Annotated in this window: 9 protein-coding genes, 1 tRNA gene and 2 rRNA genes; 6 read left to right on the top strand and 6 right to left on the bottom strand. The window is 66.4% G+C overall.

The window, feature by feature from the left end; genetic code table 11:
* Positions 1-5 precede the first annotated feature (5 nt).
* Both polA and H9L09_RS00605 read right to left on the bottom strand, forming a co-directional pair.
* Complete coding sequence (polA, locus tag H9L09_RS00600; protein ID WP_187578884.1) at positions 6-2,696, bottom strand: DNA polymerase I; 2,691 nt, start codon at positions 2,694-2,696, stop codon at positions 6-8.
* 60 nt (positions 2,697-2,756) lie between these two features.
* On the bottom strand, positions 2,757-3,350 hold the full coding sequence (locus H9L09_RS00605) for a GNAT family N-acetyltransferase (protein ID WP_187578885.1): 594 nt from the start codon (positions 3,348-3,350) through the stop codon (positions 2,757-2,759).
* Positions 3,351-3,620: 270 nt separating this feature from the next.
* Between H9L09_RS00605 and H9L09_RS00610 the strand changes: the two genes are divergently transcribed.
* From H9L09_RS00610 to H9L09_RS00630, 5 genes are all read left to right on the top strand, one after another.
* Positions 3,621-4,382 carry a DUF554 domain-containing protein gene (locus H9L09_RS00610; RefSeq protein WP_187578886.1) on the top strand — a complete coding sequence of 254 codons (762 nt, stop codon included), beginning with the start codon at positions 3,621-3,623 and terminating at the stop codon, positions 4,380-4,382.
* 175 nt (positions 4,383-4,557) lie between these two features.
* Positions 4,558-5,934: a branched-chain amino acid ABC transporter permease gene (locus tag H9L09_RS00615; RefSeq protein ID WP_187578887.1), complete on the top strand. Its 1,377-nt coding sequence runs from the start codon at positions 4,558-4,560 to the stop codon at positions 5,932-5,934.
* A gap of 17 nt (positions 5,935-5,951) precedes the next feature.
* The gene (locus tag H9L09_RS00620) at positions 5,952-6,950 is read left to right on the top strand and encodes a branched-chain amino acid ABC transporter permease (protein WP_187578888.1); all 999 of its coding nucleotides are present in this window, start codon (positions 5,952-5,954) and stop codon (positions 6,948-6,950) included.
* The gene (locus tag H9L09_RS00625; RefSeq protein ID WP_187578889.1) at positions 6,940-7,887 is read left to right on the top strand and encodes an ABC transporter ATP-binding protein; all 948 of its coding nucleotides are present in this window, start codon (positions 6,940-6,942) and stop codon (positions 7,885-7,887) included. The genes H9L09_RS00620 and H9L09_RS00625 overlap by 11 nt, the downstream gene beginning before the upstream one ends.
* Positions 7,884-8,738: an ABC transporter ATP-binding protein gene (locus H9L09_RS00630; RefSeq protein WP_187578890.1), complete on the top strand. Its 855-nt coding sequence runs from the start codon at positions 7,884-7,886 to the stop codon at positions 8,736-8,738. Before H9L09_RS00625 ends, H9L09_RS00630 begins: the two co-directional genes overlap by 4 nt.
* 204 nt (positions 8,739-8,942) lie before the next feature.
* Here the strand turns inward: H9L09_RS00630 and H9L09_RS00635 are convergent, their stop codons facing one another.
* Both H9L09_RS00635 and H9L09_RS00640 read right to left on the bottom strand, forming a co-directional pair.
* Positions 8,943-10,253 (bottom strand): ABC transporter substrate-binding protein, encoded by a 1,311-nt coding sequence (locus H9L09_RS00635; RefSeq protein WP_246456178.1) that lies wholly within the window; start codon positions 10,251-10,253, stop codon positions 8,943-8,945.
* A gap of 165 nt (positions 10,254-10,418) precedes the next feature.
* Entirely contained in the window at positions 10,419-11,021 is a 603-nt protein-coding gene (locus H9L09_RS00640) for an ANTAR domain-containing response regulator (protein WP_187578891.1), read from the bottom strand.
* Positions 11,022-11,124: 103 nt separating this feature from the next.
* Between H9L09_RS00640 and H9L09_RS00645 the strand changes: the two genes are divergently transcribed.
* A tRNA-Leu gene (locus tag H9L09_RS00645) sits at positions 11,125-11,198 on the top strand.
* A gap of 99 nt (positions 11,199-11,297) precedes the next feature.
* Here the strand turns inward: H9L09_RS00645 and rrf are convergent.
* Positions 11,298-11,415, bottom strand: a 5S ribosomal RNA gene (gene rrf / locus H9L09_RS00650).
* Between the two features lie 144 nt (positions 11,416-11,559).
* A 23S ribosomal RNA gene (locus H9L09_RS00655) occupies positions 11,560-14,664 on the bottom strand.
* Positions 14,665-14,834 lie beyond the last annotated feature (170 nt).

A 14,834-nucleotide genomic window follows, 5' to 3' on the forward strand; every position in this document is an offset into this window, starting at 1 on the left:
CCGGCTCAGTGCGCGGCGTCGTGCCAGCTGCGCCCCGTGCCGACCGAGACGTCCAGCGGCACGGTGAGCTCGGCGGCGGCCGCCATCTCCCGGCGCACCAGCTCCTCGAGCGGGCCGGCCTCCCCGGGCGCCACCTCGAGCACGAGCTCGTCGTGGACCTGCAGCAGCATCCGCGACCGCAGCCCGGACTCGTGCAGGGCGCCGTCGACGCGCAGCATCGCCACCTTGATGATGTCGGCCGCCGAGCCCTGGATCGGCGCGTTGAGCGCCATCCGCTCGGCCATCTCCCGGCGCTGCCGGTTGTCGCTGGTCAGGTCGGGCAGGTAGCGGCGCCGGCCGAGGATGGTCTCGGTGAAGCCGGTGCGGCGGGCCTCGTCGACCACCCCGGAGAGGTAGTCGCGGATCCCGCCGAAGGTCTCGAAGTAGTCGTCCATCAGCACCCGCGCCTCCGCCGGCTCGATGCCGAGCTGCTGACCGAGGCCGTAGGCGGACAGACCGTAGGCGAGGCCATAGTTCATCGCCTTGATCTTGGCGCGCATCGCCGGGGTGACCTCGCCCGCGTCGACGTCGAAGACCCGGGAGGCGGTGACGTTGTGGAAGTCCCGCCCGGACCGGAACGCCTCGGTGAGCAGGGCGTCCTCGGAGAGGTGCGCCATGATCCGCATCTCGATCTGGCTGTAGTCGGCGGTCATCAGCGACTCGAAGCCCGGGCCGACCACGAACGCCTCGCGGATGCGGCGGCCCTCCTCGGTGCGGACCGGGATGTTCTGGAGGTTCGGGTCGGTGGAGGAGAGCCGTCCGGTCGCCGCGATCATCTGGTTGAACGTGGTGTGGATCCGGCCGTCCGAGGCGACGGTCTTGAGCAGGCCCTCGACGGTCTGCCGGAGCCGGGCCACGTCGCGGTGCCGCAGCAGGTGCAGCAGGAACGGGTGCTCGGTCTTGACGTAGAGCGCCTGGAGCGCGTCGGCGTCGGTGGTGTAGCCGGTCTTGGTCCGCTTGGTCTTGGGCATGTCGAGCTCGTCGAACAGCACCACCTGCAGCTGCTTGGGCGAGCCGAGGTTGATCTCCTTGCCGATCACGTCGAAGGCCTCGTCGGCCGCCTTCTTCACCTCCCCCGCGAAGTGCGACTCCAGGGCCTCGAGCTGCTCGACGTCGACGGCGACCCCGATGCGCTCCAGCTCGGCGAGGACGTGCACCAGCGGCAGCTCGACGTCGGCGAGCAGACGCGTGCCGCCTCGCTCCTCCAGCTCCTCGTCGAGGGCCGCGGCCAGCTCCAGGACCGTCCAGGCGTGCAGCATCGCGGTGTCGCCCGCGGCGTCCTCCCCGACGCTGTCGAAGCTCAGCTGGCCCTGGTCGGCGTCGACGTCGGCCACCTTGAGCTCACGCTTGAGGTAGCGCACCGTCAGGTCCGCGAGGTCGTAGGAGCGCTGGTCGGGACGGGCGAGGTACGCCGACAGCGCGGTGTCGCGGTCCAGGCCGGTGAGAGGCCAGCCGCGGGCCGCCATCGCCAGCATCGGGCCCTTGGCGTCGTGGAGCACCTTGGGCCGCCGCGGATCGGCCAGCCAGGTCGCCAGCACCTCGTCGTCCTCCGGGCCGAGCTGCTCGACGTCGACCCAGGCCGCGGCCTCGTCGCCGGCAGCCAGCGCGACGGCGTACACCTCGCCGGTGCCGGCCCGCCAGCTGCCCTGCACCTGCACGCCGACGCGCTCGCCCTCGCGGGTGTGCTCGGCCAGCCAGCCGGCCAGCTCACCGGCAGCGAGCCTGCGCATCTCGAGGTCGAAGTCGACCTCCTCGATCTCCTCCTCGGACTCGAGGGTGGCGAACAGACGCTCACGCAGCACCCGGAACTCCAGGCCGTCGAAGAGCTGGTGCACCTGCTGGCGGTCCCACGGCTGCTTGGCCAGGTCGGTCGGGGTGATCGCGAGGTCCATGTCGCAGACCAGCGCGTTGAGCCGCCGGTTGCGGATCACCTCGCCGAGATGCTCGCGGAGGCTGTCGCCGGCCTTGCCCTTGATCTGGTCGGCGTGCGCGATGACGTTGTCGAGGCCGTCGTAGGTGGTGATCCACTTGGCGGCCGTCTTGGGGCCGACCCCCGGCACCCCCGGCAGGTTGTCGGAGTCCTCGCCGACCAGCGCAGCCAGCTCGGGATAGCGGTCCGGAGGCACGCCGTACCGCTCCTGCACCGCCTCGGGGGTCATCCGGGCCAGGTCCGAGACGCCCCGCATCGGGTAGAGCACGGTGGAGTGCTCGCTGACCAGCTGCAGGGAGTCACGGTCGCCGGTGAGCAGCAGCACGTCGAAGCCGGCGGCCACCGCCTGGGTGGTGAGCGTGGCGATGATGTCGTCGGCCTCGAAGCCCTCGACCTCCAGGTGCCGGATCCGCAGCGCGTCGAGGACCTCCTGGATCAGCGGCAGCTGGCTCTTGAACTCGTCCGGGGTCTTGTTGCGCTTGGCCTTGTACTCGGCGTACTCGGCGAGCCGGAACGTCTGACGGGACTTGTCGAAGGCCACGCCGACGTGGGTGGGCTGCTCGTCGCGGAGCACGTTGATGAGCATCGAGGTGAAGCCGTAGACCGCGTTGGTCGGCTGACCCGTCGTGGTGGAGAAGTTCTCCACCGGCAGCGCGAAGAACGCCCGGTAGGCCAGCGAGTGGCCGTCGAGCAGCAGGAGGCGGGGACGGTCGGCAGGCTCTGGCACGGCACCACCCTAGTCATCGCCACCGACAGCGGCGGACCGGCCCGCGTCCCGGCCGAGGCCTCAGCAGGCGGTGTCGGGGGTCCGGGTCTGGGCGCGGCGCTGCGACCGGCGCTGGGCCAGCACCTGGGCGACGCTGCGGTGACTGCGACTGCCCACCCGGGCCGCCGCCGGAGTCTCCACCGGCAGCTTCGCGCGCAGCGACTGCACGGTGGCGGCACGCACGATCGCCACCTGGGCGAGCCCCAGCCGGGCCATGAAGCGGTTGGCGTCACGGGACCCGGAGGCCGCCGCCGCCAGCACGTGCATGGTGCCCTTCTCCTCGGCCCAGCTCAACGTGGCCTCCATCAGCGCCCGGCCGACGCCGTGACGCTGCATGTCCTCGCGCACGTGCAGGTGCGCGACGTGCAGGGCGTTGTCGGCGTGCAGCGGCGACAGCGGCGCGCGGATCAGCTGGACCGTGCCGATCACCTCGCCCTCGCTGACGGCCACCAGGAGCCGCTGGTCGGGATCGGCGGAGATCCGTGCCACCGCCGCCTCGGCCTCGGTGGGATCGCTGTCGTCGAAGCCGCGGGCCGACGAGCCGGTGAGCAGGCCCCTCAGCGCGGGCACGTCGGTGAGCTCGGCGTCACGAACGAGCAACGGGCATCGCGACATGGAACCACCCCTCTCAGCCGGTGCACCGGCGACGACATACGGCCGGAGACACCCCCGGCCGTCAGCAGCGCGAGCCCCCCGCTTCACGCCCGACAGAACGAGGTGAGAGATTACGCCTAACCGGGGCGATCCGGGTAGTCAAACTTTTGAGCAGTACGCCGGACCGGCCGGTCCGGTGGCCAGCGGCTCGGCGGCTCGACGGGTCGACGGGCGGTGCCGCGGCGCCTGTGCCGCACGAGCCGGGCAGCGGGTCCGGGCAGGAGGACACGGATGTTTCCGGGTGCGGGAACCCTCGTCAACGTGGTGGCCGTCCTGGTCGGCACGCTCCTCGGGGTGCTGCTCGGGCACCGGTTGCCGAACCGGACCCGCGAGGTGGTCACCGACGCCCTCGGCCTGGTCACGCTGCTGATCGCCGCCTCGGCCGCGACGGCCGTGGGCGACCGGGCCCTCACCGACGCCGTCGGGTCCAGCGCGCCGACGCTGATCGTGCTCGGCGCGCTCCTGCTCGGCGGCGTCGCCGGCTCGTTGCTCGGGATCGAGGACGGCCTCGAGCGCTTCGGCAGCTGGCTCCAGCGCCGGCTGCGCGGGCACCTGTCCGGCGAGGGCGCCGCGTCAGTGGACCGGCAGCGCTTCATCGAGGCGTTCGTGACCGCGTCGCTGGTGTTCTGCGTCGGCCCCCTCACCGTGCTGGGGTCGCTCAACGACGGGCTCGGCAACGGCGCCGACCAGCTCTACCTCAAGTCCGCGCTCGACGGTTTCGCCTCGATCGCCTTCGCCGCCTCACTGGGCTGGGGTGTCGGGGCCAGCGTCCTGGCGCTGATCGCGGTGCAGGGCTCTCTCACCGTGCTCGGCGCCGTGCTCGGCGATGTGCTCCCCGCCGCCCACGTCGCAGCCCTCACCGCCACCGGTGGACTGATGCTCGTCGGGGTGGCTCTGAGGCTGCTGCGGATCAAGCAGCTGCCGGTCGGCGACCTGCTCCCGGGGCTGGTGCTGGCGCCCGCCCTGACCGCTGCGGTCATCGCGTTCCGCTGACCCGCTCGTCCCGCAGAAGCGGTGTCGTGACCGTTTTGTTGCTGTCGAGAGTCCCATGAGCCCCCCGGAGCCTCTACTCTGAGCGACGGTGAGGGGGCCGAGGCGTCGTCGGGCAGAGCCCGCCGAACGAACGGCCGCACTCACGCGACCGCTGCCTCGAGGTGACAGGAGTCCCATGCTCGCCTGCCCCAGACGCGTCGCTGCGCTCATCGCGCTGGCGATCACCGCGTTCCTCATGGTGGGAGGAGCGGCCCAGGCCGCCGTCCCACCGTCCAGCGGGGAGAACGCCAAGTGCGCGCTCCCCCCCGCAAGCGACGACGACGCGATCTCGATCCTGGGGCGCATCTGCGACCGGAGAGACACTCCCCAGTCACCGGTGGAGGGAGTCGAGATCACGGTCGAGGACTCCGCCGGCAAGCCGGTCGGGACCGCGACCAGCGGCGCCGACGGCACCTTCGAGATCAAGCTGCCCGGCTCGTCGGTCTCGAACCTCGGCAAGACGTTCGTGGTCAAGGTGAACGAGGACACCCTCCCCGAGGGCACCTCGCTGGCCAAGTCCGACCTCGAGCGCAAGGTGGCGATCAACCTCGACAACGACCAGTCGATCACCTTCCCGATCGGCGAGGCTCCCGGCCAGTCCACCGGCAAGGGGGTCCAGGCGCTCCAGCTGCTGATCGGCGGCATCGTGTTCTCGGTGCTGCTCGCGATGGCGGCCCTGGGCCTGTCGATGATCTTCGGCACGACCGGGCTGACCAACTTCGCCCACGGCGAGCTGATCACCTTCGGCGCGATCGTCGCTTACACGATCGACCAGCTGCCCGGCGCGATCCGGATCGGAGGGGTCAACCTCACCGTCGTGGTCGCTCTGATCGCCGCGTTCTTCATCTCCGGCGCCTTCGGCTGGCTCAACGACGCGGCCCTGTGGCGGCCGCTGAGGCGTCGGGGCACCGGCGTGATCGCGATGATGATCGTGAGCATCGGACTCTCGATCTTCCTGCGCAACGTGTTCCAGTTCTTCTCCGGCGCACAGAGCCACAACTACTCGCAGTACTCCGCGGTCAAGCCGTGGGAGATCGGGCCGATCCTGCTCACGCCCAAGGAGCTGATGGTCACCATCGTCGGCGTCTCGATGCTGGTCGCGGTCTCGCTGCTGCTCCAGTTCACCCGGATCGGCAAGGCCACCCGGGCAGTCTCGGACAACCCGGCGCTCGCGTCGTCCTCGGGCATCAACGTGGAGCGCGTGATCGCGGTCGTGTGGATCGTCGGCACCGCGCTCGCCGGCCTGTCCGGGGCGCTCCTGGGACTCACGCAGGGCTTCGACTACCAGATCGGCTTCAAGATCCTGCTGCTGGTCTTCGCGGCGGTCGTGCTCGGTGGGCTCGGCACCATCTGGGGTGCGATGGTGGGGGCGTTCATCATCGGCATCTTCATCGAGCTCTCCACCCTGTTCATCCCGGCGGAGCTGAAGTTCGTCGGTGCGCTCGTCGTACTGATCGTCGTCCTGCTGATCAGGCCGCAAGGTCTGCTCGGCAAGGCCCAGCGGGTCGGCTGAGAGAGAAGGACTGACACATGGACTGGCAGAACATGATGAGCCTCTCGCTGCAGTCGGCCCTGGGCCCCTCGGCGGTGATCTACTGCCTGGCCGCCATCGGCCTGAACGTGCACTTCGGTTACACGGGGCTGCTCAACTTCGGACAGGCCGGCTTCATGGCCGTGGCCGGCTACGCGATGGCCTCGATCGTCACCACCTGGGGCCTGAGCCTGTGGCTGGGCGTCGTCGTGGGCCTGCTGCTGACCGTGGTGCTGGCCCTGCTGCTCGGCGTGCCCACGCTGCGCCTGCGCGCCGACTACCTGGCGATCGTCACGATCGCGGCCGCGGAGATCATCCGACAGACCGTCGGCTCGGTGACGCTGCTGGAGTACTTCGGCGGGCAGGACGGGCTCACCGGCTTCAACGACTCCTTCCGCTCCCTCAACCCCTACAGCGGCCGGATCGGCATCCCCGGCGTGGTCACCTGGAGCTCCTACGACGCGTGGGTGATGACCGTCGGCTGGCTGCTGGTGGCACTGAGCTGCCTCGTCGTGTGGCTGCTGATGCGCAGCCCCTGGGGCCGGGTCCTGAAGTCGATCCGGGAGGACGAGGACGCGGTCCGCTCGCTGGGCAAGAACGTCTACGCCTACAAGATGCAGTCGCTGATCATCGGCGGCATCTTCGGCGCCCTCGCCGGCTTCATCACGGCCTTCCGCTCGGCCGCGATCAACCCGTCGTTCTTCGCCACCGACATCACCTTCTACGCCTACACGGTGCTGCTGATCGGTGGCGCGGCGCGGGTGTTCGGCCCCGTGGTCGGCGCGATCATCTTCTGGTTCCTGCTGACCTTCCTCGGGCTCTTCTTCGACTCCGCCACGAATGGCGCGAACCCGCTCATCCCCGACTGGATCATGACAAACACCCAGGCAAGCCTGATCCGCTTCATCTTCTTGGGCCTGGGGCTCATGCTGTTGATGATCTTCCGACCACAGGGGATCTTCGGAGACCGAAGGGAGCTGGCGATCGATGCCCGCTGAGACCGGCACCACCAAGTACGGCCGGGCGGTCGATCCCGTGGCCGCCCGCAAGGCTCTCGAGACGGTGGCCCACGAGCCCGGCGCGGCCAAGCCGGACCCGATCGTGGTCGCCGACCACATCGTGAGGACCTTCGGCGGCCTCAAGGCCGTCGACGTCGGGCACGTCGAGATCCAGCGCGGTGTCATCACCGCACTGATCGGACCCAACGGGGCCGGCAAGACGACCTTCTTCAACCTGCTGACCGGCTTCGACCGGCCCGACTCCGGCGAGTGGTCGTTCAACGGACGCGGCCTGAACCGGGTGCCGGCGTACAAGGTGGCCCGGATGGGCATGGTCCGCACCTTCCAGCTGACCAAGGTGCTCTCCAAGCTCACGGTGATCGAGAACATGCGCGTGGGCGCCACCGGCCAGAAGGGCGAGGGCCTGATGTCGGCGATGGTGCGCCCGTTGTGGCGGCGCCAGGAGGAGGAGAACACCCAGCGTGCCGACTCCCTCCTCGAGCGCTTCCTGCTGATCAAGAAGCGCGAGGACTTCGCGGGTTCGCTCTCCGGAGGCCAGCGCAAGCTCCTGGAGATGGCGCGGGCGCTGATGGCCGACCCGGAGCTGGTGATGCTCGACGAGCCCATGGCCGGCGTGAACCCGGCGCTGAAGCAGTCGTTGCTCGGGCACGTGAAGTCGCTGCGCGAGGAGGGCCGCACGGTCCTCTTCGTCGAGCACGACATGGACATGGTGCGCGACATCTCCGACTGGGTCATCGTGATGGCCCAGGGGCAGATCGTCGCCGAGGGACCTCCGGACAGCGTCATGGGTGATCCGCGGGTCATCGACGCCTACCTCGGCGCCCACCACGACTCGGCGCTCGACTTCGAGGAGGAGGAGCGCATCCTCCGCGAGGCAGAAGCCGAGATCGGTCACGAGCACAAGGAGACCAAGTGAGCCACGAGGCGAACCGACCTGACGACGCCGTCTTCCCCGAGCCCCCGGCGGAGGAGGGTACGGCCCTCGACGTCGGCGAACCGGGATCGACCGATGTCCCGGGGCGTGAGGCGCACCTGAAGGCAGCCGAGGGTGCGGTGCTGCGCGCCGACAACCTGATCGCCGGCTACCTGCCTGGCGTGAACATCCTCAACGGCGCGGACCTGTACTGCCAGAAGAACGAGCTGGTCGGCATCATCGGGCCCAACGGCGCAGGCAAGTCCACCCTGCTCAAGGCGTTGTTCGGCCTCGTCAAGGTGCACACCGGCACCGTCCGGCTCAACGGCGAGGAGGTGACCAACCAGCGCGCGGACACCCTGGTCACCAAGGGCATCGGCTTCGTGCCCCAGACCAACAACGTGTTTCCCTCGCTGACCATCCAAGAGAACCTCGAGATGGGTGCCTACCAGCGTCCGTCCGCCTTCAAGGAGCGCTTCGAGTTCGTCGGCGACCTCTTCCCGGCGCTGCTCGACCGCCGCGGTCAGCGGGCCGGGTCGCTCTCGGGCGGTGAGCGCCAGATGGTCGCCATGGGCCGCGCGCTGATGATGGAGCCCTCCGTGCTGCTGCTCGACGAGCCCTCGGCCGGTCTCTCCCCCGTCATGCAGGACGAGGTGTTCGTGCAGACGCGCCGGATCAACCGGGCGGGTGTCTCGGTCGTGATGGTCGAGCAGAACGCCCGCCGCTGCCTGCAGATCTGCGACCGCGGCTACGTCCTGGACCAGGGCCGCAACGCCTACACCGGCACCGGCGCCCAGCTCGGCAAGGACCCCAAGGTCATCGAGCTCTACCTCGGCACGCTCGCCAAGGCCTGAGCCTCCGGCTCCCCGTCGCTCCCCCTCGCGCGCCGGCCCCGCCGGAACCGGCGTCAGACCGTCCGACCGCCCACCGCACCGACCGGGACCCATCCCGGTCGGTGCGGTGTTTCGCTGCCCGGGCAGGCCTGCGGACAGGCCGAGGGCCCGGCCGTGTCGGCCGGGCCCTCGGGTGGTGCAGTCAGGCGGAACGCTCTGGCAACGTCAGTTGATGACGCCGGAGACCGAGTCGACCTGCTTGTAGGTGTTGCCCTTCTCGTACTGCTGGATGCCGATGGTGCCCGAGGACGGGCTACCGGTGTCGTTCATGTCGGTCGGACCGCTGGCACCTTCGTAGTCGATGTCCTCGCCGTTCTCGAGCAGCTTGGCGCACTCCTCGAAGGAGGAGCACTGGGTGCCCTCGCGGGTGACGTCGATGATGTTGGCGCCGATCGCCTCGCCGGAGTCGTCCCCGGCCTGGATCGCCGCCAGGGCGATGATCGTCGCGGCGTCGTAGGACTGCGGACCGTAGCTGAAGTCCTTCAGCTTCGGGTTGATCTCGAGCAGCCGCTTGTTGAAGGTCGGGTCGACCTCGCCGGGCACCGGCACGGTGCCCTTGACGCCGGTCAGGTCGAACTTCTCGTTGGAGTAGTCGGCCAGGTTGCCGTCCACGAAGTACAGCTGGATGTCCTGGGGACCGATCCCCTTGGCGATCAGCTGGGGGATGATCTTCGTGGTCTCGTTGAACGCGACCAGCACGAGGGCGTCCGGCTTCGAGGCGGCGATCTTGTTGACCTCCGCGGTGAAGTTCTGCGCGTCCGCCGAGTAGAGGATGTACTCCGCGACGGAGGCGCCCTTCTCCTCGAGGGTGGTCTTGACCTGCTCGGCCAGACCCTCGCCGTAGAAGTCCTGGCGAGCCATGATGGCGACGTTCTCGTGGCCGTCCTCGACCGCGAGGTTGCCGAGCACCTGGCCCTGCAGGCGGTCCGAGGGAGCGGTGCGGAAGTAGAGGCCGTTGTCCTCGTAGGTGTCGAAGCCCGCCGCGGTGTTGGCCGGCGAGAAGTGCACGACGCCGGCGCCGGTGATCTTGTCCAGCACGCTCAGCGAGACGCCGGAAGCGGCGGCACCGATGATCGCGTCGACGTTCTTGTTGAACAGCTTGTCCACCTCGGAGCCGGCGATGTCAGGCGTGCCGTCACCGGAGTCGGCGTTGAAGACCTCGACGTCCTTGCCGAGCACGCCACCGGCCTCGTTGATCTCCTTGACCGCGAGGTCGACGCCGGCGAACTCCGGCGGGCCGAGGAAGGCGAGGTCACCGGTCTGCGGCAGGAGCGAACCGATGCGCAGCACGCCGTCGCCCTTGGCCGCGGCGCCGCCGCTGCTGCCGTCGGCGCTCGGGGACTCGCTCGTCTTCTCGCCGGCGGTGTCGGTTGCGTTGGTGTCGCTGCCGCAGGCGGTCAGCACCAGCGAGGCACTCGCCAGCACCACGGCTGCGCGCCAGGCGCGATTTGGGCGGATCAATGGGGCCTCCGTCATAGGGAGAGGATGCGTTCCCCACGACGATGGGAGGAACACTCTTTCGAATGCGAACCTAGCGTCATAGCGCCCCCGAACCCCCGGTGTCAGACCAAATTGATGACCCGTCGTTGCCAATTCGTGACCTTGCGTCTACACCGCCGTGCACGGTCGTAAAGACAGCGGTCAGCCGGCGATCGACGGGCCGTGCGCGATGACCCCGTCGGCGACCTGCCGCATGCTCAGCCGCAGGTCCATCGCGGTCTTCTGGATCCAGCGGAACGCGTCCGGCTCGCTGAGGTCGAGCTGGTCCTGCAGGACGCTCTTGGCGCGGTCGACGGCCTTGCGGGTCTCGAGCCGGTCCTGGAGGTCGGCGACCTCGGCCTCGAGCATCTGCAGCTCGGCGTACCTGCTCATGGCCATCTCGATCGCCGGCACCAGGTCCGAGCGGGTGAAAGGCTTGACGACGTAGGCCATCGCGCCGGCGTCGCGCGCCCGTTCGACGAGCTCACGCTGGCTGAAGGCGGTCAGCATGACGACCGGGGCGATCCGCTGCTCCGCGATCTTCTGGGCGGCCGCGATCCCGTCGAGCCTCGGCATCTTCACGTCCAGCACGACCAGGTCGGGACGCAGTTGCTCGGCCAGCTCGACGGCACGCTCTCCGTCGCCGGCCTGGCCGACGACGTCGTACCCCTCCTCGCCCAGCATCTCGGCGAGGTCCAGGCGGATCAACGCCTCGTCCTCGGCGATCACGACCCGGCGCGCCTGGTGTCCCTGCGGAGTGCTCACGGCCCCACGCTAGCGGGACCGCGGCCGAGGCTGTGAGCCAGGAGCCGGCCCGGCCTCCCGGTGCCTGCGCAGCACCGTTGATCGGGTAGCCTGTGGCACCGTCGCCCCGGTATTCCAATCGGCAGAGAACGCGGTCTCAAACACCGTCCAGTGTGGGTTCGAGTCCCACCCGGGGCACTCTGCACCCCTCGCGGTCATCTCCCACGCGTGCAGCTCGACAACTCCGGGAAATGCGGAAGAGGCCACCCCTGGGGGTGGCCTCTTCGGCAAAGTGTTGTCCGGCGACGTCCTACTCTCCCACAACCTCCCGGTTGCAGTACCATCGGCGCTGAAAGGCTTAACTTCCGGGTTCGGAATGGATCCGGGTGTTTCCCATTTCGCTATGGCCGCCGAAACTCTATGGAGTTATCTGGTCGAAACCCCTCACCCTGACAGCCTCCCACCAGCTGCCCCACGAAGAGTGGGGGGCTGTGGGTGGTGCATGGGGGGTTTCCCGACCGTAACTCGGGAACCACACAGTGGACGCGCAACATCTTTGAGGGACAAGCCCTCGGCCTATTAGTACCGGTCGGCTAGGCATTACTGCTGTACACCTCCGGCCTATCAACCCAGTAGTCTGCTGGGGCCTTACCCGGTTAACCCGGTGGGAAACCTCATCTTGAAACGTGCTTCCCGCTTAGATGCTTTCAGCGGTTATCACTTCCGAACGTAGCAAACCAGCCGTGCTCCTGGCGGAACAACTGGCACACCAGAGGTTCGTCCATCCCGGTCCTCTCGTACTAGGGACAGCCTTTCTCAAGTTTCCTGCGCGCGCGGCGGATAGGGACCGAACTGTCTCACGACGTTCTAAACCCAGCTCGCGTGCCGCTTTAATGGGCGAACAGCCCAACCCTTGGGACCTACTCCAGCCCCAGGATGCGACGAGCCGACATCGAGGTGCCAAACCATCCCGTCGATATGGACTCTTGGGGAAGATCAGCCTGTTATCCCCGGGGTACCTTTTATCCGTTGAGCGACGCCGCTTCCACATGCCAGCGCCGGATCACTAGTCCCGACTTTCGTCCCTGCTCGACATGTCTGTCTCACAGTCAAGCTCCCTTGTGCACTTACACTCGAAACCTGATTGCCAACCAGGCTGAGGGAACCTTTGGGCGCCTCCGTTACATTTTAGGAGGCAACCGCCCCAGTTAAACTACCCATCAGGCACTGTCCCTGATCCGGATAACGGACCTAGGTTAGATATCTAGTACGACCAGAGTGGTATTTCAACGTTGGCTCCACCCGAACTGGCGTCCGAGTTTCACAGCCTCCCACCTATCCTACACAAGCCGAACCAAACACCAATACCAAATTGTAGTAAAGGTCCCGGGGTCTTTCCGTCCTGCCGCGCGTAACGAGCATCTTTACTCGTAGTGCAATTTCGCCGAGTCCACGGTTGAGACAGCGCCCAAGTCGTTACTCCATTCGTGCAGGTCGGAACTTACCCGACAAGGAATTTCGCTACCTTAGGATGGTTATAGTTACCACCGCCGTTTACTGGGGCTTAAGTTCTGCGCTTCGCTCCGAAGAACTAACACGTCCCCTTAACCTTCCAGCACCGGGCAGGAGTCAGTCCGTATACATCGTCTTACGACTTCGCACGGACCTGTGTTTTTAGTAAACAGTCGCTTGGGCCTGGTCTCTGCGGCCATCACCGCTTCCTCACGCAAGGTGAGTCACGGATCCGGCCCCCCTTCTCCCGAAGTTACGGGGGCATTTTGCCGAGTTCCTTAACCATGGTTCACTCGATCGCCTTGGTATTCTCTACCTGATCACCTGAGTCGGTTTGGGGTACGGGCGGCGCACAGCTCGCTAGAGGTTTTTCTCGACAGCATAGGATCATCCACTTCGCCCTTAAGGGCTCCCCATCAGATCTCAGGCACAAGAGACGCGGATTTGCCTACGTCTCGCCCTACATCCTTAGCCGTGGGCAACCATCGCCACGGTTGGACTACCTTCCTGCGTCACCCCATCGCTTGACTACTACCAGTTCGGGTCATGCGCTCCGCCTCCACGTCCCCGAAGGGATCTAGAAGGTTTCGGGCACTTAGCATCACTGGGTTCGTCATGGGCGCTGTTTTGCCGGTACGGGAATATCAACCCGTTGTCCATCGACTACGCCTGTCGGCCTCGCCTTAGGTCCCGACTTACCCAGGGCAGATTAGCTTGACCCTGGAACCCTTGATCATTCGGCGGAGGAGTTTCTCGCTCCTCATTCGCTACTCATGCCTGCATTCTCACTCGTATGGCGTCCACGACTGGATCACTCCGCCGCTTCACTCGCCATACGACGCTCCCCTACCCATCCACGCACCTGGACCCCCCAAAGGAGGCCGGGCTCACGCATGAATGCCATAGCTTCGGTGGATAACTTGAGCCCCGCTACATTGTCGGCGCGGAATCACTTGACCAGTGAGCTATTACGCACTCTTTCAAGGGTGGCTGCTTCTAAGCCAACCTCCTGGTTGTCTGTGCGACTCCACATCCTTTTCCACTTAGTTATCGCTTAGGGACCTTAGCTGATGGTCTGGGCTGTTTCCCTCTCGACTACGGAGCTTATCCCCCGCAGTCTCACTGCCGCGCTCTCACTTACCGGCATTCGGAGTTTGGTTGATTTCGGTAAGCTTGTGGGCCCCCTAGACCATCCAGTGCTCTACCTCCGGTAAGAAACACGCGACGCTGCACCTAAATGCATTTCGGGGAGAACCAGCTATCACGGAGTTTGATTGGCCTTTCACCCCTATCCACAGGTCATCCCCCAGGTTTTCAACCCTGGTGGGTTCGGTCCTCCACGCGGTCTTACCCGCGCTTCAACCTGCCCATGGATAGATCACTCCGCTTCGGGTCTTGGTCGTGCGACTCAAACGCCCTATTCGGACTCGCTTTCGCTACGGCTTCCCCACACGGGTTAACCTCGCCACACAACGCAAACTCGCAGGCTCATTCTTCAAAAGGCACGCCGTCACAAGATCGAAATCTCGCTCCGACGGATTGTAGGCACATGGTTTCAGGTACTATTTCACTCCCCGCCAGGGGTACTTTTCACCTTTCCCTCACGGTACTTGTCCGCTATCGGTCACCAAGGAGTATTTAGGCTTAACGGGTGGTCCCGCCAGATTCACACGGAATTTCAGGGGTTCCGTGTTACTTGGGGTGACGTTACAGAGCCATCGTCTTACGTGTACGGGGGTATCACCCTCTACGCCGGGACTTTCCAGTCCACTTCAACTTCAACGATGGTTTCTTACTCTGCGCTGGGACGGCAGACCCAGCCAAACGGCCCCACAACCCCCACTGCGCAACGCCTGCCGGCTATCACACGCAATAGGTTTGGCCTCTTCCGATTTCGCTCGCCACTACTCTCGGAATCACTTTTGTTTTCTCTTCCTGTGGGTACTGAGATGTTTCACTTCCCCACGTTCCCTCCACGCACCCTATGTGTTCAGATGCGGGTAACTGGACATGACTCCAGCTGGGTTTCCCCATTCGGAAATCCCCGGATCACAGCTCGGTTGCCAACTTCCCGGGGCTTATCGCAGGCTCCTACGTCCTTCATCGGCTCTTGGTGCCAAGGCATCCACCATGTGCCCTTAGTAGCTTGTCTTGCTACAAAGATGCTCGCGTCCACTGTGTAGTTCTCAAATTACGGGCAGTCCCACCGCAGAACCTGCGCCCACCCCCACCAGCCGAATCCGGCCGAACACGAGGCAGTTCACAGAACGATGGCCCACAAGAGATGATCGATCGCTCGATCCCTCAGGACCCAACAGTGTG

It is taken from the genome of Nocardioides mesophilus (assembly GCF_014395785.1).
Classification (GTDB): Bacteria; Actinomycetota; Actinomycetes; order Propionibacteriales; family Nocardioidaceae; genus Nocardioides_B; species Nocardioides_B mesophilus.